The following is an 18,600-nucleotide window of genomic DNA, read 5'->3' on the forward strand; positions in this document are numbered from 1 at the left end:
TCACAGTCCGAGGCGGTGCGCGCGTGCCGTGAAAAAGATGCCGCTGGGCTTGTCTGCCGGCAGCCGCGCCTTCTCTTCGAAGGTCTCGGTGTCGTAAACGACCAGGCGGTCGTCATCGCGCGCGGACACCCAGATTTCCTCGCCCTTGGGCGTGAACTCCATGTGCAGCACCGCCTTGCCCGGCGTTAGCCGCTTGACGACGGTCAGGGTCTGCGTATCGATCACGTGCAGCTTGTCGTTGTTGGGCAGCGCGAAATTGACCCAGATCTGCCGGTCGTCCGGCCGCGCGATCACGAACACCGGCTGACCTTCGAGCGGAATGCGCTTGACGACCTCCCATGAGCGGCGGTCCACGACCAGCATCTCGTGATGACCGACCGCCGGCAGGAACCAGTAGTCGCCGACCAGCGCCCGGCCTTCAAGGTGCGGCATCTTGAACACCGGCAGTTTCTCGTCGGTCTTCGCATAGACCGGCAGAATCCGCTTGACCCCAGCGTCGAGATTCCACAGATCGAGCAGCGCCAAGCCCTCCTCGCCGAACAGTCCGGCGATATAGTACCGCCCATCCGGCGAGATCAGCGCATCGTAGGGCTCTTTTCCGGCCTTGAACTTCTGGATCTTGGGCGATTTAGGATCATGCAGATCCGCGACCCAGATTTCGCCCGCTTCGAACAGAGAGAACACGAAGCGCTGCCCGGGCGCGTCGACCAGCCCGACGACTTTCGACAACTGACCGTTCCCGTATTCGGCCGGAATGTCGGCCACCCGATCGAGCGTCTCGGCGGAGAAAACCCGCACGCCACCCGGCGTGTAATTGGAACTTGCGAGCAGGCGCCCGTCCTGGGAGATCGCGCCGCCGACACTGTTGTGGGCCTGTTCGGCGCGCTTCGCAACATTACCCGCCAACAGGTCCAGCTTGGTCAGCGCGCCGTCGCGGCCGAACAGGTAGGCGTAGCGCTCGTCGCGGGAAAAAACCGCCGTCGCATGGGACAGGTCGCCCAGGCCGGTAATCCGGCCGATGCGGGTCCTGCGGGTCGTGTCGACGATCTGCACGCTGCCCTCTGCGCGTTCGACGACCACGCCGAGATCACCGGTACCGCGAAGCTCGGCGCCGACCGCCAAGGACAGAGGGGCCACCAGAGCGAGCAGACGAACCAGGAACTTCATTGGGGGTTACGCAGTTGATTAACCAGCCACGCGGCTTCATCCGCCGTCAGGAAGTCCCGCCACGGAGGCATCGCCGTACGGGGGCGACCATTCACAATCGTATCGATCAGGGCCGAGTCGGGTTTGCCGGCCAACGCCTCAGGCAACAATGGCGGCCCGAGCCCGCCCTTGAATTGCAGCCCATGACAGGATCCGCAATCCTGCTTCAACAGGTTGAGCAGCTGCTGCTGGCGCTCCGCCTTCAGCGTCTCGGCGTGGACGACCATCGGCGCCAGCAACAACCCCCAGGCTAACTCCTTGACCACCGGCTATTCGCAGCGCTTCAACGACGACAGGTACGCGGCGATATCGGCAATCTGCTCGTCCTTCAGGCTGGCCGCCATGTTGTTCATGATCGGCGCCTTTCGAGTCCCTTCCCGGTACGCGGTCAGCGCCGAGCGCAGGTAGCTCTCTTTCTGTCCGGCGAGGTTCGGAAAGGCATCGCCGGCACTGATGCCCGTGATGCCGTGACAAGCCGCGCAGACTGACTCTACCGTAGCCTTGCCGGCCTCCGGGTTCGCCGCCGCGGCCGGGCCGGAACCCAGCGCGACGATCAGGGCGAACGGGACATGCAATCTGGACATGGCACTTCTCCTGTCTGTTCGAGGATTACTCCGGACACCCGGATCCGCGGGCGTCATAGGTCACCGGGCGCGAGCCCGCGGGTCATGAACTTCGCCCGCGCCCGCGAGAAGATGCCGGCCGGGCTTTCCATTTCGAATGAAGCCACGCGATTCAGGGTTTGCGAATCGAACGCGACGACCTCATCCCCCGAATAGCCCGCGCTGACGAAGAGGAGGTTGCCACGCGCGTTGTATTCGGGGAAGTAGGCATGCCCGCCCACGTCGAGGGTCTTCGCCACCTCGAGCGTATTCTTGTCGATCAACTGGATGGTACGGGCCCGGCGGTCCTTGCTGATGATATCGACCGCCACGTACGGCGCATTGGGATGCGCGGCCGGAGATTCGGTGCCGCCGCTGACCGGCACCTGCTTGACGACTTCCATCGTGTCCAGATCCCAGACACTGACGACCTCGTGGTCGCAATCGCCGAAATTGGTACCGAACCCGAGCGTCTTGCCGTTCACCTTCACGACCGATCCACCGCCGACATGCGGCACGCAACCGGCCGGCAATTTCTTGATCAGCTTGCGCTCTTCGAGATCGATCGCGGCAACGATGCTGTCGTCGTAGGACGCGACCATCAGCTTGCGGCCGCCGTGCGAAAGAAAGGCATCGTGCAGGTGGCGTCCGACGTCCTTGATCGCCGTGATCGGGAAATCGGGGCTCTTCAGATCGATAACCCAGACCTGTCCGGCGTTCTCCAGCGCGATCGCAAAGACATCCGCATACGGCGTACCGGTGATCATGCCCGAATCGGAAGTCACGAACTTGCCGTCGGGATCGACACCTTCGAGCGCGAAGAGCTTCAATGGCTCCAGCGTGTTGGCATCGAGAATGACCGCGACATGCGGTACGAACGAGCCCGCCATCAGGTAGCGGCCGTCGCGCGAAATACCGAGCGCCGGGCCGTTCAGGCCGGTCTTGATCTCTCGGACGATCTTCATCGAATACAGATCGACCTTGTACAGTTCGGCGGCATCGGTCTTGACGTAGGCCCAGCGCGGGTTGACCGGGTTGAATTCGATGATGTGCGCCGCGGTCGCGGTCGGCACCTCGCCAACCTTGGTGTTGTTGGCACTGTTGATGAACACCGCCTTCGAGCCGGCGCCGCGCCCATAGCGGCCACGCGCCGCGACGCCGAGAAGATCGTCCATGTTCTCGATCGCGTAGCCCGGCTTTTCGGGCAGCGTGGACTCATCCTGCACATGGACCTTCAGGGAACGCTTCATGTCGTCCAGCGTCCACTTCGGATCAAGCTTCGGCGTCGTCGAGATATAGTTGACCAGCAGCTTGATCTGGTCGTCGCTGAGCTTGCCGTAAAACGGCGGCATCAAGGTGTCGAACACACCGGTCATGATCATGCTGCGCAGCGTCGTCGGGCTGCGGCCGGCCAACCGGGTCTTATTCAAGGCAGGCGCCAGGTAACCGCCCAGGTCCTGACCGTGGCAGCTGGCGCAATTGCCGTTGAATAGCGTTTCGGCCTGAGTCCGCTCAGCCGGCGTCAATTCCTTCGCCATGGCGGAACCTGCCGACAGTAGCAGTCCAGCGAGAAAGAAGGTCAGTGAGGCATGCCTGGCACGATGGCGTGTTGTCATTTCAGAACTCCAAGAGGACTGCGAAGAGCGGCTACTCGCCGAGCGACCGGCACCACCCTACCGAAAAGGGGCCCCGGCGGACCCAACTACTGGCCCAAGCAATACAGTTTCGTAACGAAACCTAAGGCTACCGATCGCGGCCGATCCTGTCAAGCGAAGCGCGAGACATGGAACTTGCGCGAGCGAGTTCCCCTGACGAACACCGCCCGAGCTCGAGATCGGAGCCGGATTTAACCGTCTCACACGGCGAGGACGTCGGGAAAAAATACCCATACGGGAAGCCACTCGTTCACGGTGTGCTCGGGACGCGAAGCTTATCGTCTAGACACCCGGAACACCAGTGCAGCGGGCAGCGGCGCAAATCGTGAGGAAGCGACCCGGCACTGCGCGTGATCGGCAGTCCGCTTCAGGCGGAATTTACACACCCCGCTCCTGGCTAGCGTAGGCAACTGATTCAACGTTCGGAAAGGCGGCTCGGCATCCGAGCCAGAGCCCGTCAGCGAGACCGGCGCAAGATTAGTGGGCAATTTCTGACCGGGGAAGGAGACAAACGATGAGTATCAAACTCGAAAGCAAAGAGACCGTGGAAACCCTCGTGGCGATGAAGATCGCGGGCAGCTGGCTGGCCGGCTGGAGCGGACTCCTACTGCTGCTGGCGTTCATCTAGCGAGATGAGCACGAAGTCCCCCAGGGCCCGTGCCCGACGGTTCAACATCGCGCCGCGAAACAGATGCTGGCCGAACCTGGCCGGCAGCGACGAGGCGGTCGGCCAACCGCCAGCGGCTGCCGCGAGCCAATCGGCAGGTCGCGGGCCTCACCCGCTGCCGCCGGTCGCACCTCGGAGAGGTGCGACCCTGAGAGGAGTCAGACGCGGCTCTTACGTCCCGCGATCCGAAGCCGTAAAGCGTTGAGCTTGATGAAGCCCTCGGCGTCCTTCTGGTCGTAGGCTCCCGCATCGTCCTCGAAGGTTGCGATATTGGTGTCGAACAGGCTGTCCCGCTCCGACTTGCGACCAACGACGGTCACATTGCCCTTGTAGAGTTTCAGTCGCACGACACCGTTCACCGCGGCCTGGGAAGCATCGATCATCTGCTGCATCATCTGCCGTTCGGGACTCCACCAGTAACCGTTGTAGATCAGGCTCGCATAGCGGGGCATCAACTCGTCCTTTAGGTGCGCGACTTCGCGATCCAGCGTTAGCGATTCGATCGCCCGATGCGCCCGCAGCATGATCGTGCCGCCCGGCGTTTCGTAGCAGCCGCGAGACTTCATGCCGACGTAGCGATTCTCAACGATATCGAGGCGCCCGATACCGTTGGCTCCACCGACCTGATTCAACAGTTTCAACGCCTGCGCCGGCGAGACGGTGACACCATCGATCGCCACGATGTCGCCGCGCGCGTAGGTCAGTTCCATGTAGGTCGGCCGGTCGGGCGCCTTTTCGGGCGAAACCGTCCAGCGCCACATCGACTCCTCGGGTTCGTCCCAGGGATCTTCGAGCACCCCACCCTCATATGAGATATGCAGCAGGTTGGCATCCATCGAATAGGGCGAGGCCTTGCCACGCTTCATCTCGATCGGAATGCCGTGCTTTTCGGCGTAGGCCAGCAGCGTTTCGCGCGAGGTCAGATCCCATTCGCGCCATGGCGCGATCACCCGTATGTCGGGTCGGAGGGCGTAGGCACCGAGTTCGAAACGAACCTGATCGTTCCCCTTTCCGGTAGCGCCGTGCGAAATGCTGTCGGCTCCGGTCTCGTTCGCGATCTCGATCAGCCGTTTCGCTATCAGCGGTCGGGCGATCGAGGTGCCGAGAAGGTATTCACCCTCGTAGATCGCATTCGCACGAAACATCGGGAACACGAAATCACGGGCGAATTCCTCGCGCAGGTCGTCGATATAGATCTCCTTGATGCCCATCGCCTGAGCCTTGGCGCGCGCCGGCTCGAGCTCTTCGCCCTGCCCGATGTCCGCGGTGAAGGTCACGACCTCGCAGTCGTAGACCTCCTGCAGCCACTTCAGGATGACAGAGGTGTCGAGACCACCGGAGTACGCGAGGATGACTTTCTTGATCGTGCTTTTTGCCATGGTCGAAGACATTGCCTGATTCGATGAAAACGCCGCGATTATAACGAAAGGCGCTTGGCCTCGCCGAAAGCATCCGGTATCGGGCGGTTCCGGAAGGACGCCGACAGCTGGACTAAGCCTGCGTCAGGCGAACTTCGGCCTCGTGATACTTTGCAGCAGTCTTCGCGATGATCTCGGGCGGGAGATGCGGACCCGGCGCGCGCTTGTTCCAGTCCAGCGTCTCCAGGTAATCCCGCACGAACTGCTTGTCGAAACTCGGCGGGCTGATTCCGACCCGGTACTGATCAGCGGGCCAGAAACGGGAGGAATCGGGCGTCAATGCTTCATCGATCCAGACCAGGTTGCCGTCGCGGTCGAGGCCGAACTCGAACTTGGTGTCGGCGATGATGATGCCGCGTTGCAAGGCATAAGCAGCCGCAGTCCGGTATAGCGTCAAGCTGACGTCGCGGACTTGCTCGGCGAGGTCCCGGCCGATCAGCCGACAGGTTTCGTCGAAATCGATGTTCGCGTCGTGGGATCCCGTCTCCGCCTTCGTGGAAGGCGTGAAAATCGCCTCCGGAAGCTGTTGAGCCATTGCCAGCCCGGACGGCAGCGGCATGCCGCAGACCGCGCCGGTCGCCAGGTAGTCCTTCCAGCCGGATCCGATCAGATACCCGCGCACCACCGCCTCGACCGGCAAGGGATTAAGCTTTCGCACCACCATCGAACGCCCCGCGACCAGCGCGCGTTCCCCAGGATCCGGCAGAACCGCTGCGAGATCGAGATCCGCGAGATGGTTGCCGATCACCGATGAAAGTCGCTCGAACCAGAATCGCGACACGGCTGTCAGCACGCGCCCCTTTTCCGGGATCGGATCCGGCAGCACGACATCGAAGGCGGAAAGCCGATCGGTCGTCACAATGAGATAATATTCGCCGTCGATATCGTAAATGTCGCGAACCTTGCCGCGGCTGCGCAGCGGCAGCGTGGTCAAGGCGCTCTCGAACAAGGTGTCCATTGTTAATCGCGTATCCCGGTGGTCTGGACCTGCTGGTTGGCCCTCAATCATGGTAGTTTGCAGACCTTGAGGCAAGAAAAAATCAGTCATGGCGACATGAGCTGGCTCGGCAAGGTGCTGGGGGGCGCATTCGGGTTTCTGATGGGAGGCCCTCTCGGCGCCATCCTGGGCGCCGCAGCCGGACATCAGTACGACCGCGGCCGGCGAGGGCCCGAGCGACTGGAGCCCCGGCTCGAGATCGGCGACCAGCGCCGTGTGCAAATGGCGTTTTTCACCGCCACGTTTTCGGTGATGGGACACTTGGCCAAAGCCGACGGCGCCGTCTCCGCAGCCGAGATCAACGCGGCCAAAGCCGTCATGGACCGCTTCGAACTTTCGACCGAGCTGCGGCGAGCCGCGATCCAGTTGTTCACCGAAGGCAAGAAACAGGGCTTTCCACTGAACGATGCGCTGGAGCAGTTCCGGAATGAGTGCCATCACCGGTACCCAATGTTCCGCCTGTTCATGGAAATTCTGCTCGAACTGGCCTATGCGGATGGCCCGCTGCGCTTCAGCGAGGAGCGCCTGCTACTCCAGATCTGCGACCGCCTGCATCTGTCGCGACTCGATTTCTATGCCTTGAAGGCGCGGGTGGATGCCGCCCAGCGCCTGGCCCATACCGGTTATGAGCGGACCCGTCCGCGGTCTCCGCCGCCCCCCCCTCGGCGCTCCGCGCTCGACGAGGCCTATATCGTCCTGGGGATCCGCCCGACAGCCAGCGACGCCGAGATCAAATCTGCTTATCGTCGCATGATCGGCCAGCATCATCCGGACAAGCTGGTCGCTTCCGGCGCGCCCGAGGAACGGGTCCGCAGCGCGACTGTGAAGACGCAGCAGATCCGCAAGGCCTACGAACTGATTGTTGAACAGCGCAATTTGAGTTGAGGAGAGTCCTGCCGATGCCGACTTTTGACGTGGTATCCGAAGTCAACCTGCACGAAGTGAATAACGCCGTCGATCAGGCCAACCGCGAAGTAACGACACGCTTCGATTTCAAGGGCAGTGGCGCGCAATTCGCCGTGGAAGACGATACCGTTCAGCTGCAGGCCGAGTCCGAATTCCAGTTACAACAGATGATGGACATCCTGCAGGCAAAGCTGGCCAAGCGCGGTGTCGACATCCAGAGCCTGGACATCCAGAGCCCCGAGGTCAGCGGCCGGCAGGCGCGGCAATCGGTGAAACTCAAGCAGGGCATCGACAGCGTGCTGGCCAAGACCATCGTCAAGATGGTCAAGGATTCCAAGCTCAAGGTTCAGGCGAGCATCCAGGGCGACAAGGTGCGAGTCTCCGGCGCCAAGCGGGACGATCTGCAAGCGGTGATCGCGCTGCTGCGCAAGGGTGAACTGTCACAGCCGCTCCAGTACGAAAATTTCCGTGACTGATCGCGCCGGCATAGACCTGCCGAGTTCCTAGCTGCACAAATCTCCCCACAACAACTGGGCAGCGGTCAGTGCCGCAATCGCCGCGGTCTCTGCCCGCAGAATCCGGGGCCCGAAGCGCACGCGCATGAAGCCGGCCGCTTCGGCCTGCGCCCGTTCGCAGGGCGAGAACCCACCCTCCGGCCCCGACAACAACACGATACCTTCTGCGGTGGGCGCCACGTCGCCGATGGCGTGCGTGCCGGCAGGATCCAGCAGCAGTCGGGTACCTCGAACTTCGTCCAGCCACTGCTGCAGCGGCTGCGGCTCCGCCAAATGCGGAATACGGTTCCGATGGCACTGTTCGCAGGCACTCTGAGCCACCCGTTGCCAATGCATCCAGCGACTCGCCCGGCGTTCGTCATCGAGCCGAACCACGGTGCGCTCGGCGATCAGCGGGCTGATCACCGCGACACCCAACTCGACGGCTTTCTGGATCACCAGATCCATCCGGTCGCCACGTGAGATACCAAGTCCGAGATGCAGCGATAGCGGGGATTCGGCCGACCGGACCCGCCTGCTGCCCAGCCGAAGTCGGGACTCCGCGCGACTCAACGCGTCGACCTCGGCCTCGAACTCGTCTCCAGCACCATCGAAAACAACCAGCTCAGCACCAACCCGGAGCCGCAGTACGGTCTTGAGGTAATGCGCCCGCTCTTCCGACAAGACAAGCGTAGCGCCTTCATCCAGCGCAGCGGGCAGAAACAGTCGCGGCACGCGCATCGCTCAATCCGCCGTGGCGGAGTCGATCGCAACGCGCGCCGCCTCGGTCATCCGCTCGATCTCCTCGGGTGTGATCACGTAAGGTGGCATGAAATAGATCACCGATCCCAGGGGCCGCAGTAGGACCCCCTGCTCCAGTGCCGCCCGGTGGACCCGCAATCCGCGACGCTCCTGCCACGGATAGGGCACCCGTCCGGCCTTGTCCTGCACCAATTCGATCGCGGCAATCATGCCAGTCTGCCGAACCTCGGCGACATGCGGATGGTTCGCGAAGGGCTCGCACTGGCGGGCGATATGGCCGGCGAGTTCGCGATTGCGCCCGATCACATCGGAGGCCTCGAACAGGTCCAGCGTGGCCAGCGCCGCGGAGCAGGCCAGCGGATTGCCGGTGTAGCTATGCGAATGCAGAAAGGCCTTCAGCGTGACGTAATCATCATAGAACGCGCTGTAGACCGCCTCGCCCGTCAGCACGGCCGCCAGCGGCAGGTAACCCCCCGTCAGCCCCTTCGACAGGCACAGGAAATCGGGCGTGATGCCGGCCTGCTCACACGCGAACAGCGTGCCCGTGCGGCCGAAGCCGACGGCGATCTCGTCGGCGATCAGATGGACTCCATAGCGATCGCAGGCTGCGCGCAGTCGCTCCAGATAGATCGGGTGATACATCCGCATGCCGCCGGCGCATTGCACCAACGGTTCGACGATCACGGCGCAGATCGAGTCGGCGGACTCGGCCAGCAGGCGATCGAGCTCCTCGAAGCGGCGCTCGGAACACTCCGCCCAGGATTCGCCCGGCTCCCGCGAAAAGCAATCTGGGCTGGGGACGGTCAGCACATCCATCAGCAGGGGGCGGTAGGTTTCGCGGTACAGGGGGACGTCGCCCACCGCGAGCGCCCCCAGGGTTTCGCCGTGGTAGCTGTTCTCCAGCGTGACGAAACGGGTCTTGCGATCGAAGCCGAGATTGCGCCAGTAGTGGAAGCTCATCTTCAGCGCAACTTCGACCGCTGCCGAACCGTTGTCGGCGTAGAAGCAGCGTGTCAGCCCGGGCGGCGCCAGTCGGGTCAGCCGCTCGGCCAGCACGATGCCCGGCTCGTGCGTGAAACCGGCAAAGATCACATGCTCTAGTGTTGCGAGCTGATCGGCCACCGCCGCACCGATCGCCGGATGACAGTGCCCGAACAGGTTCACCCACCATGAACTGATCGCGTCGAGATAGCGGCGCCCCTGATGATCCTCGAGCCAGACACCTGAGCCACTGCGAATCGGAATTGGCGGCGTGGCCTCGTAATCCTTCATCTGCGAACACGGATGCCAGACCGTGCTCAGATCGCGTTCGACGAGACTCGCGGCGTTGAGGGGCATGTTGCGATACCAGTGGGTTACGGCTAGCCGGTGGCGGAACAGGGGGTGGAACCTGCCCGAACCAAATTCCCGCGCCATTTTAAGGTCGGGATTCGTCCCGACAAAACGTCTCAGCCAGGCGCCGATACGTGACAGAAGATCGTCTTGAGGTAATCGGTCTCGGGAATCGCGGGATGGACGGGATGGTCTGGCCCCTGCCCGCCCTGCCACAGGAACACGGCATGCCGATCCAGATGGCGGGTCAGGCCGCGCAGCATGTCACTCAGCGAAGCGCGCGAAAAGTGGTAAGAGCACGATGCCGAAACCAGCACACCACCTGAATTCAGGGCCTGAAGGGCGAGCTGATTCAGCCGCCGATAGGCCTCGGTGCCAGCCTTGAGGTCTCGCTTGCGCTTGATCAGTGCCGGTGGATCGAGCAGGATCAGATCGTAACGCCGGCGGTCCTCCCGGGCGTTTCGCAGGAACTCGAACACGTCGGACTCGATAAAGCGCATCCGGTCCTCGACGCTGTTCAATACGGCATTGTCACGCGCCAGTGCCAGAGCGGGCCCGGAGCTATCGACACAATCCACGTGCTCGGCGCCCGACACAGCCGCCTGCACGCCCCAGGCACCGCTGTAGGAGAACAGATCGAGCACGCGCTGGCACTTGGCGAGCTTGGCGGCCATCGCCCGATTGGCACGATGATCGAAAAACCACCCGGTCTTCTGCCCGTTGACCGGATCGATCCAGAACGCCACGTCGTTCTCGCGAATCTGGGTCGGACCGTCGACCACTCCCTTTACCACCCGAACATAGCTGTCGAGCCCCTCGAGTGTCCGCAGGCTGGACACGTTCTTTAGCACGATGACCCGCGGCATCAGCAGTTTCTGCAGGATATCGACGATGGCATCGAGAAAGCGCTCGGCACCCGCCGTGCTCGTCTGCACCACCAGCACATCCCCGAAACGATCGATGACAACCCCGGGCAGGCCGTCGCTCTCGCCATAGCACAGGCGATAGAACGGCCGATCGAACAGCAGTTCCCGCAGGTGCAAAGCCCGAGTCAGACGCCGGGTAAGGAACGTGTCGTCAATGACCGCCCTGGCATCGCGGGTCAGCACACGCGCGCAGATCAGGGACTCGGGATTGATATAGGCGACGCCGAGCGGAGCCTCGCGATGGTCTTCGATCCTGACCAGATCGCCTGGAGCGAAGTCGCGCAGCGGCGTTCGTTCGACGTCAACTTCATTGCTGAACACCCACAGGTGTCCGGCGCGCAGGCGCCGTTCTTCGTTACGCCGCAACCGCAGGGTCGGTAGGCTGCCCATCACGTCAACCTCTCTTTCGGCCCACGAGACGAACCCAGCCCTCGCGCTCCGCTACCGGGGCAAACTCGAAGCCCGCCGCGTAGGCGCGCGCGACATCGACCCCCTGCTCGGCAAGAATTCCTGACAACACGAGCCAACCGCCGGCACGCACGCGCCGCGACAATTCGCCGGCGAGGTCGATCAGGGGATTGGCGAGAATGTTCGCCATCACGATGTCAGCCGTGACTTCTCGACCGAATTGGTCGGGCACGGCGCAGCGGACCCGCTGGGCGACACCGTTCTTGGCGGCGTTGTCCTCGGTGGCGAGCAGGGCCTGGGAGTCGATGTCGACGGCATGGGCCTCGGTAGCCCCAAGCACCAGCGCTGCCACGGCCAAGATGCCCGATCCACAGCCGTAGTCGATCACGGCGCAGCCGGACAGATTCTGTCCATCCAGCCATTCGAGACACAGTGCGGTCGTCGGATGAGAGCCGGTGCCGAAGGCCAGGCCGGGATCCAGCGTCACGACGACTGCACCCGGTTCATCGACAGCAAATCCGGTCGGAGAGACCCAGAGCCGTTCTCCAAAGCGGACGGGGCGAAAATGCTCCAGCCATTCGCGTTCCCAGACCCGGTCTTCCAGCGACTCAACGTCACAGGCTGCAACCGCCTGTCCGAAACGACGCATCAGGTTCCGGCGCACCGTATCCAGGTCCGCCTCTTCCGAGAACAGCCCGATCACTCGGGTTCGGGTCCAGATCGGTGTCTCCCCGGGCTTCGGCTCGAACAGGGGCACATCGCCGGCATCCTGAAGGCTGACCGACAAGGCGCCGTCGTCCGACAGCGCATCGGCGATTGCCTCGGCGACGTGCTCGTCCGCTTCCACTGCGAGCTGGCGCCACATGGCTCAGGGCTTCAGGCCGAGTTTCTGTTCCAAATAGTGGATGTTCTGGCCACCGGCCTCGAAGGCCTTGTCGTTGACGATGTCGAGCAAGAGGGGAATGTTGCACTTGATGCCACCGACGACCATCTCGTGCAGCGCGGTCCGCATGCGTGCGATCGCGCCGAGACGCGTCTCGCCGTGAGCGATCAGTTTACCGATCATCGAATCGTAATAGGGCGGCACGCGGTAACCGTTGTAGATATGGGTCTCGACCCGAATGCCCGGCCCACCGGGCATGTGGAACTGTTCGATCAGCCCGGGCGACGGCATGAAGGTGACCGGATCCTCGGCGTTGATCCGGCATTCGATCGCATGCCCGCGCATGACGATGTCTTCCTGGCGCAACGAGAGCGGCTCGCCGGCGGCAATCCGCAACTGTTCCTTGACGATGTCGAAGCCCGTCACCATCTCGGTCACCGGATGTTCGACCTGGACCCGGGTGTTCATTTCGATGAAGTAGAACTCACCATCCTGAAACAGGAATTCGAAGGTCCCCGCACCCAGATAGCCGATTTCGCGACAGGCGCGGACGCAGCGTTCGCCCATCTCATGCCGTTGAGTCTCGGTGATGCCCGGCGCCGGCGCCTCTTCGATGACCTTCTGATGTCGCCGCTGCGTAGAGCAATCCCGCTCACCGAGATGGATCACATTGCCGTGCGTGTCGGCAATCACCTGGAACTCGATATGGCGAGGATTCTCGAGAAACTTCTCGATGTACACGCTGTCATTGCCGAAGGCGGAGGCGGCTTCACTGCGGGTCAGCGTGATGGCGCTGTGCAGATTGGCTTCGCTATGGACGACCCTCATCCCGCGACCACCCCCGCCGCCGGCGGCCTTGATGATGATCGGGAAGCCAACGCGACGCGCGATCTTCAGCGACGCGTCGTAGTCCTCCGTCAAGGGGCCGTCCGAGCCGGGCAGGCAGGGAATGCCGGCCTTCTTCATCGTCTCGATGGCAGACACCTTGTCGCCCATCAAGCGGATGGTCTCGGGACGTGGACCGATGAAGATGAAACCGCTCTGATTAACCTTTTCCGCGAAGTCCGCGTTCTCCGACAAGAAACCGTAGCCGGGGTGGATGGCCACGGCATCGGTCACTTCGGCGGCGCTGATGATCGCCGGGATGTTCAGATAGCTGTCGCGAGACGCTGCGGGTCCGATACAGACCGACTCGTCCGACAGGCGCACGTGTTTAAGGTCGCGGTCGGCCTCGGAATGGACGGCAACGGCCTTGATGCCGAGTTCCCGGCAGGCGCGAAGGATACGAAGAGCGATCTCGCCGCGGTTGGCGATGACGATTTTACCGAGCATGGGGAATTAACCTGGCTGAACGGACGAGGCGGCGCGGGTCGGCTAGTCGATCGCGAACAGCGGCTGGTTGTACTCCACGGGCTGCCCGTTCTCTACGAAGACCTTCGCAACCACCCCGGCCCGGTCCGCCTCGATCTGATTCAGGATCTTCATCGCCTCGATGATGCACAGCGTGTCGCCCAGAGCGACGGTCTGTCCCACTTCGACGAACGCCTTTGCGCCGGGCGTTGGTGCGCGGTAAAAGGTTCCGACCATCGGTGAGCGGACGACATGCGCGAATTCCGGCTCCGCCTCGGCCTCGACACTCTCGGGCGACATTGCCACCGTCGGCGGATAGGCCGCGGCGACGGATGACGGTGGCGCGGCAACGACCGGGGGTGGCGCCGTATAGCGCGTGATGCGGATCGATTCCTCCCCTTCGCGGATCTCGATCTCCGCGATTTTGGACTCCTCGATCATCTCGATCAGTTTTTTTACTTTTCGGATGTCCATTTTTCTCTCAGGAACTCTTGGAAATCTCACGTGCCGCCGCGGCCAACGCGAACTCGTAGCCCTGCGCTCCGAAGCCGGTGATCACGCCACGCGCAATGTCGGAAAGATACGAATGGCGACGGAACGCCTCGCGCGCATGGACATTGGACAGGTGAACTTCGATGAAGGGCAGCCGGGTACCCAACAGCGCATCGCGCAAAGCGACGCTGGTGTGAGTAAAGGCGCCGGGGTTGATGACGATGAAGTCGGTCGCGTCCCTGAACGCCGCATGTATGCGCTCGATCAACTCATGCTCGGCATTCGTCTGGAAAAACGCCACGCTGAGACCGTAGTCGCCGGCCACCTGACACAGCCGTCGCTCAATATCCCCGAGCGTATCGCTGCCGTAGATCTCTGGCTCCCGCTGACCGAGTAGGTTCAGGTTGGGACCGTTCAGGAACAGCACGCTCGGCATCGCAGTTATAGTGATTCTTGTCGCGCAGTGGAGCTTCGAAGCGGCGCAAATTTTGCCCAAAAAGACGAGAACTGTCCAGAAAATGCGCGATCTTCACTCCCAGCGGTCATTTTCCGTCACACCGGACTCAGTTCGGACCGAGTAGACGCCCGAACAACTCGGTCAGTTCGCTGCGCGTGTAGGGTCCCGCCTTGGATTGAACGACCGCTCCCGCAGCATCGAACACCACCGTGAACGGCAAGACCTGCAGGGAATTGCCCAAGGTTTCGGCCCATTCCGTCCCACCGGCCTCGCCGATCAGAATGGGATAGCCGACGGGACTGTGCTGCAGATAAGCCCGCACGGAATCGCCATCCTCCAAAGCGACGCCGACAAACTGGATGCCGCGCGATCCGAACTCCTGCTGAAGCCGATCGAACTCGGGCATCTCCTCCTTGCACGGCGGGCACCAGGTTGCCCAGAAGTTGACAATGAGTATCTTGCCGGACCATTCGGAGAAGCTCCGCATTTTTCCCGTCACATCGGGAAACGCGATGTCCGACAGTGTCCCGGCGGCCGCGGGCGCCGGCACCGTGAGCGTGCCCTGAGAAACGTAACGGAACCCCCAGAGACCGGCGCCGAAGGCGGCAACGGCAAAAAGGATCAGGAGTAGCTTAACGCGCATCGGTGAACGCCCCTCGCACATGCCTCAGGAACTCGTCGGGCCCGAGGTAACCGATGATCCGCCGAGTTGTTCGTTCCTGTCCGTCGGGCGCAAAGAATAGTGTTGCCGGAGGCCCTACCAGGCCGAAGCGCTGCAGCAGCGCCTGGTCGGCCGGACCGTTGGCGGTCACGTCCGCCTGGAGCGTCAGCAGGCCAGCCAAGGCCTCGACGACGCGGGGATCCGCAAAAGTGTTGTGCTCCATCTCCTGGCAGGAAATGCACCAGTCGGCGTAGTAGTCGAGCATCACCCATTGCCCGCGCGCGCGGGCTTCGGCGAGGCGCGCATCGAGGTCGGCGCCATCCCGTACACGAACGAATGAAACCCGGGCCGCCGAGTCCTGCCGTGCCGACTGCGCCAACAGGCCGCGCAGGGGTTGCAGTGGATCGCGGTTGTCCGCGGCAACGCCCAGCAGCATCAACACACCGTAGACCAGCATCACGACGCCAACCCCTTTCCAGAGCCGGTGCCAGCCCGATACGGCAGCCGGCAGCGGGTCGAGCGCGCGAAGGTAGATTGCGGGAATGATCAGCAGCATGCTCCACAGGGTCATGGCCGCCGGCGCCGGAATCACTCGCTCCAGCAGCCAGACCGCGACCGCCAGCAGACCGACGCCGAATACCGCCTTGACGCCGTTCATCCAGACACCGGCTCTTGGCAACAGCGTGCCGGCCGAGGCCCCGAGCAACAGCAACGGGACTCCCATCCCAATACCGAGCGAAAACAGCGCCGCACCGCCGAGCCACGCATCACCGGTCTGACCGATGTAGATCAGGGCGCCGGCCAGCGGAGCCGCAACGCAAGGCCCCACGACGAGCGCCGACAGCGCGCCCATTATGGCCGCCCCCAGAAGCGTTCCATGTTTCTGCCGGGAACTGAGGGCCGCGATGCGGGACTGCAGGGCAACGGGGAGGTGTAAGGTGAAGAACCCGAACATCGAACAGGCCAGCAGCACGAACAGCGCGCTGAACGCGACGATGACCCAGGGCGCCTGGAAGGCCGCCTGGAGATTGCTTCCGAAGAGCCCTGCGAGCACGCCGAAGACGGTGTAGGCCGCCGCTGACGCCAGCACATAGGCAAGGGATAGCGCGAAGGCGCGACCGGTCGTGATGGTGGCGCCATGCCCAACGATGATGCCCGACAGAATCGGGATCATCGGGAAAATACAGGGCGTAAAGGCCAGCAACAATCCAAAACCGAGGAACGACAGCATGGTCGCACCCAGTGAGCGGTCCTTGAGCGCCTGTGCGATCCGATCGTGCTCCGCGACGGCGGGTTCCCTGGCAGCCGGGATGGACTCGCCCGTCGTGGGCAACGCGGCACCGGCCTGAAGTGCCGTCCGCTCCGGAAGGTCCAGGTCCAGCGTCTTTTCCATCGGCGGATAGCAGACCCCTCGATCCGCGCAGCCTTGAAAGGCGACCTGCAGTCGTACCCGCACGCCTTGCGCATCCGCGCGAACCAGGGGCAGATCGAAACCAACATCCTGATGAAAAACCTCGACGTCGCCGAATTCGTCATCGTGCTTGGGTTCACCGCGAGGCACTCGATACTCGCCGAGGTGGACTGCGGGCGGGGCCACGACCGTTACCTTGAATTTCTCCCGATAGAGGTAGTAGCCGTCAGCGATGCGCCACGACAGGTGCACCATGTCCGGCCCAGTGACCTCGGCCAACACGCGGAATGCCTCGTCCGCAGGCAGCAACTCAGCCGGTCCGGACTTCAGCCCCAGCGCTCGAAACGCATCGGTCAGTCGACTCGTCACCGATGCCCCCTCCCCGGGAAGCGACGTGGGCGCGTCGGCCATTGCCAACTCGACACTCCGGCGCTGTGGCGGATAGCAGATACCGGCGTCGGCGCAGCCCTGAAAACGGATCTCCAGACGCAGGGGACCCGCAAAAGGCCCGGATGGCGAAACCGGCACGCGAACATCGAACTGCCCGCGATAGGTCTCGATCAGGCCGAAAAACTCATCCTGTTTCTGCTTGGCGGGCGGCAGGATCGGTGGGCCGAGCACCACGCCGTCGGACTGCGAGGTGAACTTGAACTTGTCGCGATAGAGATAGTAGCCATCGGCCACGACCCATGACACGCGAGCCTCCCCGGACGCAGCGTAGACGGCGCTCAACTTGAATGCCTCGTCGACCGGCAATACGGCCGCCATCCCGGAACCCGGAACACACGTGGCCAGCAAGAACAGCCAACGGAGGATCATGGCGCCCCCCCAAGTGCGACTGACGCATCGACCCATGACAGGTAGGCGGGAAGCCCGGCCTCGATCGGCACAGCGACGATTTCGGGTACCTCGTAGGGATGCTTCGCGACGAGATAATCCCGCAATGCGCTGAAGCAGTCGGTGCGGGTCTTGATCAGCAGCAGGCTCTCGCGAGTCCGCTCGAGGCGACCTTCCCAGCGATAAATCGAGGTCATTCCGGGTAAAATATTCACGCACGCCGCCAGGCTGTGGCCAATCAGTCCCTCGGCCAGCGTCTTCGCCGTCTCGTCATCCGGGCAACTGGCCAGGACGATGCAGAAATCGCTGCTCACACCCTACTCCCCTGCCACGATCGCCAATGAGGCTTCACGCCATGCTCTCCAGTCGCTACCCGTTATGGATCCTGATCGGACTGCCGCTGCTTGAAATGTATTTGATCGCGAGAGCCGGCCAGATGTTCGGCTTCGCCGCAGTGTTGCTTTGGGTGCTGGCCTCGGGCGCCATCGGCGCCAGAATCCTCCAGTCCTGCAGCTGGACTATCTGGAGCCGGGTGCAGCAGGCCGTTGCAGCCGGCCAGTCACCGGGACGCGAACTGCTGGACAGTGCTTTCGTCATCGCCGGCGGCATTCTACTTGTCGTTCCCGGGCTCCTGACCGACGTGTTGGCCCTGTTCTGTCTGCTGCCGCTGTCGCGATCATGGATGGCGCGGCATCTCCAAACCCGCTTTGCGGGCTTGGCACCGTCGCCCCGAAACGGCGCCGCCACGCGCACGATCGATGGCGAGTTCCGCAGGGAGGATTGACCCGAGGGTTGCGCGGCCCGGTCGCATCGCCGCCACGGGCGAACCCGGTCCCGCGATACGGCTGAGCGCTTCCGGCCCGCAGCCCGCGTTCAGTGCACCGGGCCCTTCGATTCGGTTGGGAACTCTTCGGCCGGATCGACCGTGCTGCGGCTCATGCCGGAATACACCGGACACCAGCGGGTAAAGCCGGTGGCGATCAGAATGATACCGAGCAGCAGCAGCAAAACATTGCCCAAGAAGACGGAGATAAAGGCCGCTGCTGCGCCGGCATAATAACGTAGCTGGCGTTCCTTGAGCCCGACATTGAGTTCCCGGTGGAGCATGCGCTTGTAATCGAAAGCCATCTTCGCGA

The 18,600-nt window shown here is 62.9% G+C and carries 20 protein-coding genes; 3 read left to right on the forward strand and 17 right to left on the reverse strand.

The genetic code is table 11. From position 1 onward, the window contains the following. The 6 genes from ACW73L_RS13455 to ACW73L_RS13480 all read right to left on the reverse strand — a co-directional run bounded on the left by ACW73L_RS13455 (nucleotide 1) and on the right by ACW73L_RS13480 (nucleotide 6,506). Complete coding sequence (locus ACW73L_RS13455; RefSeq protein ID WP_498922699.1) at nucleotides 1–1,167, reverse strand: cytochrome D1 domain-containing protein; 1,167 nt, start codon at nucleotides 1,165–1,167, stop codon at nucleotides 1–3. Next, a complete protein-coding gene (locus ACW73L_RS13460) occupies nucleotides 1,164–1,472 on the reverse strand; it encodes a c-type cytochrome (RefSeq protein ID WP_498922701.1) in 309 nt (102 codons plus the stop codon). Before ACW73L_RS13460 ends, ACW73L_RS13455 begins: the two co-directional genes overlap by 4 nt. 3 nt (nucleotides 1,473–1,475) lie before the next feature. After that, nucleotides 1,476–1,790, reverse strand: coding sequence for a c-type cytochrome (locus ACW73L_RS13465; protein WP_498922703.1), 315 nt, complete (start codon nucleotides 1,788–1,790; stop codon nucleotides 1,476–1,478). Nucleotides 1,791–1,843: 53 nt separating this feature from the next. Beyond that, nucleotides 1,844–3,424, reverse strand: coding sequence for a cytochrome D1 domain-containing protein (locus ACW73L_RS13470; protein ID WP_498922704.1), 1,581 nt, complete (start codon nucleotides 3,422–3,424; stop codon nucleotides 1,844–1,846). 864 nt (nucleotides 3,425–4,288) lie between these two features. Further along, a complete protein-coding gene (locus tag ACW73L_RS13475) occupies nucleotides 4,289–5,509 on the reverse strand; it encodes an argininosuccinate synthase (protein WP_498922706.1) in 1,221 nt (406 codons plus the stop codon). A 112-nt stretch (nucleotides 5,510–5,621) separates the two neighbouring features. Then, nucleotides 5,622–6,506, reverse strand: coding sequence for a phosphoribosylaminoimidazolesuccinocarboxamide synthase (locus tag ACW73L_RS13480; RefSeq protein WP_498922707.1), 885 nt, complete (start codon nucleotides 6,504–6,506; stop codon nucleotides 5,622–5,624). 66 nt (nucleotides 6,507–6,572) lie between these two features. On the opposite strand from ACW73L_RS13480, the gene djlA reads away from it, so the two are divergent. Together djlA and ACW73L_RS13490 are read left to right on the forward strand one after the other, a co-directional pair. Then, entirely contained in the window at nucleotides 6,573–7,430 is an 858-nt protein-coding gene (gene djlA, locus ACW73L_RS13485) for a co-chaperone DjlA (protein WP_498922708.1), read from the forward strand. 14 nt (nucleotides 7,431–7,444) lie between these two features. Beyond that, entirely contained in the window at nucleotides 7,445–7,927 is a 483-nt protein-coding gene (locus ACW73L_RS13490; RefSeq protein WP_139557816.1) for a YajQ family cyclic di-GMP-binding protein, read from the forward strand. A 27-nt stretch (nucleotides 7,928–7,954) separates the two neighbouring features. Here ACW73L_RS13490 and ACW73L_RS13495 read toward each other — a convergent pair whose 3' ends face one another. The 10 genes from ACW73L_RS13495 to cutA form a co-directional block, all read right to left on the reverse strand. Next, nucleotides 7,955–8,686 (reverse strand): 16S rRNA (uracil(1498)-N(3))-methyltransferase, encoded by a 732-nt coding sequence (locus ACW73L_RS13495; protein WP_498922709.1) that lies wholly within the window; start codon nucleotides 8,684–8,686, stop codon nucleotides 7,955–7,957. A 3-nt stretch (nucleotides 8,687–8,689) separates the two neighbouring features. Next, nucleotides 8,690–10,045, reverse strand: coding sequence for an adenosylmethionine--8-amino-7-oxononanoate transaminase (locus ACW73L_RS13500; RefSeq protein WP_498922710.1), 1,356 nt, complete (start codon nucleotides 10,043–10,045; stop codon nucleotides 8,690–8,692). A gap of 110 nt (nucleotides 10,046–10,155) precedes the next feature. Next, nucleotides 10,156–11,355: a class I SAM-dependent rRNA methyltransferase gene (locus tag ACW73L_RS13505; RefSeq protein WP_498922712.1), complete on the reverse strand. Its 1,200-nt coding sequence runs from the start codon at nucleotides 11,353–11,355 to the stop codon at nucleotides 10,156–10,158. Between the two features lie 4 nt (nucleotides 11,356–11,359). Beyond that, nucleotides 11,360–12,238, reverse strand: a complete 879-nt coding sequence (gene prmA, locus ACW73L_RS13510) for a 50S ribosomal protein L11 methyltransferase (RefSeq protein ID WP_498922713.1) — start codon at nucleotides 12,236–12,238, stop codon at nucleotides 11,360–11,362. A 3-nt stretch (nucleotides 12,239–12,241) separates the two neighbouring features. Continuing rightward, nucleotides 12,242–13,588 (reverse strand): acetyl-CoA carboxylase biotin carboxylase subunit, encoded by a 1,347-nt coding sequence (accC, locus tag ACW73L_RS13515; RefSeq protein ID WP_129883701.1) that lies wholly within the window; start codon nucleotides 13,586–13,588, stop codon nucleotides 12,242–12,244. A 42-nt stretch (nucleotides 13,589–13,630) separates the two neighbouring features. After that, on the reverse strand, nucleotides 13,631–14,080 hold the full coding sequence (gene accB, locus ACW73L_RS13520) for an acetyl-CoA carboxylase biotin carboxyl carrier protein (RefSeq protein ID WP_498922715.1): 450 nt from the start codon (nucleotides 14,078–14,080) through the stop codon (nucleotides 13,631–13,633). A gap of 7 nt (nucleotides 14,081–14,087) precedes the next feature. Beyond that, nucleotides 14,088–14,534 (reverse strand): type II 3-dehydroquinate dehydratase, encoded by a 447-nt coding sequence (gene aroQ / locus ACW73L_RS13525; protein WP_498922717.1) that lies wholly within the window; start codon nucleotides 14,532–14,534, stop codon nucleotides 14,088–14,090. Nucleotides 14,535–14,661: 127 nt separating this feature from the next. Continuing rightward, complete coding sequence (locus tag ACW73L_RS13530) at nucleotides 14,662–15,198, reverse strand: TlpA family protein disulfide reductase (RefSeq protein WP_498922719.1); 537 nt, start codon at nucleotides 15,196–15,198, stop codon at nucleotides 14,662–14,664. Further along, complete coding sequence (locus ACW73L_RS13535; RefSeq protein WP_498922720.1) at nucleotides 15,188–17,446, reverse strand: protein-disulfide reductase DsbD; 2,259 nt, start codon at nucleotides 17,444–17,446, stop codon at nucleotides 15,188–15,190. The genes ACW73L_RS13530 and ACW73L_RS13535 overlap by 11 nt, the downstream gene beginning before the upstream one ends. Then, nucleotides 17,443–17,778: a divalent-cation tolerance protein CutA gene (gene cutA / locus ACW73L_RS13540; RefSeq protein ID WP_498922722.1), complete on the reverse strand. Its 336-nt coding sequence runs from the start codon at nucleotides 17,776–17,778 to the stop codon at nucleotides 17,443–17,445. Before cutA ends, ACW73L_RS13535 begins: the two co-directional genes overlap by 4 nt. Before the next feature lie 41 nt (nucleotides 17,779–17,819). On the opposite strand from cutA, the gene ACW73L_RS13545 reads away from it, so the two are divergent. Then, nucleotides 17,820–18,248, forward strand: coding sequence for an FxsA family protein (locus tag ACW73L_RS13545; protein WP_498922724.1), 429 nt, complete (start codon nucleotides 17,820–17,822; stop codon nucleotides 18,246–18,248). An 89-nt stretch (nucleotides 18,249–18,337) separates the two neighbouring features. On the opposite strand, the gene ACW73L_RS13550 is transcribed toward ACW73L_RS13545, so the two are convergent. After that, entirely contained in the window at nucleotides 18,338–18,592 is a 255-nt protein-coding gene (locus ACW73L_RS13550; RefSeq protein WP_498922725.1) for a YgaP family membrane protein, read from the reverse strand. Nucleotides 18,593–18,600 lie beyond the last annotated feature (8 nt).

This window comes from Methylolobus aquaticus, assembly GCF_054172105.1.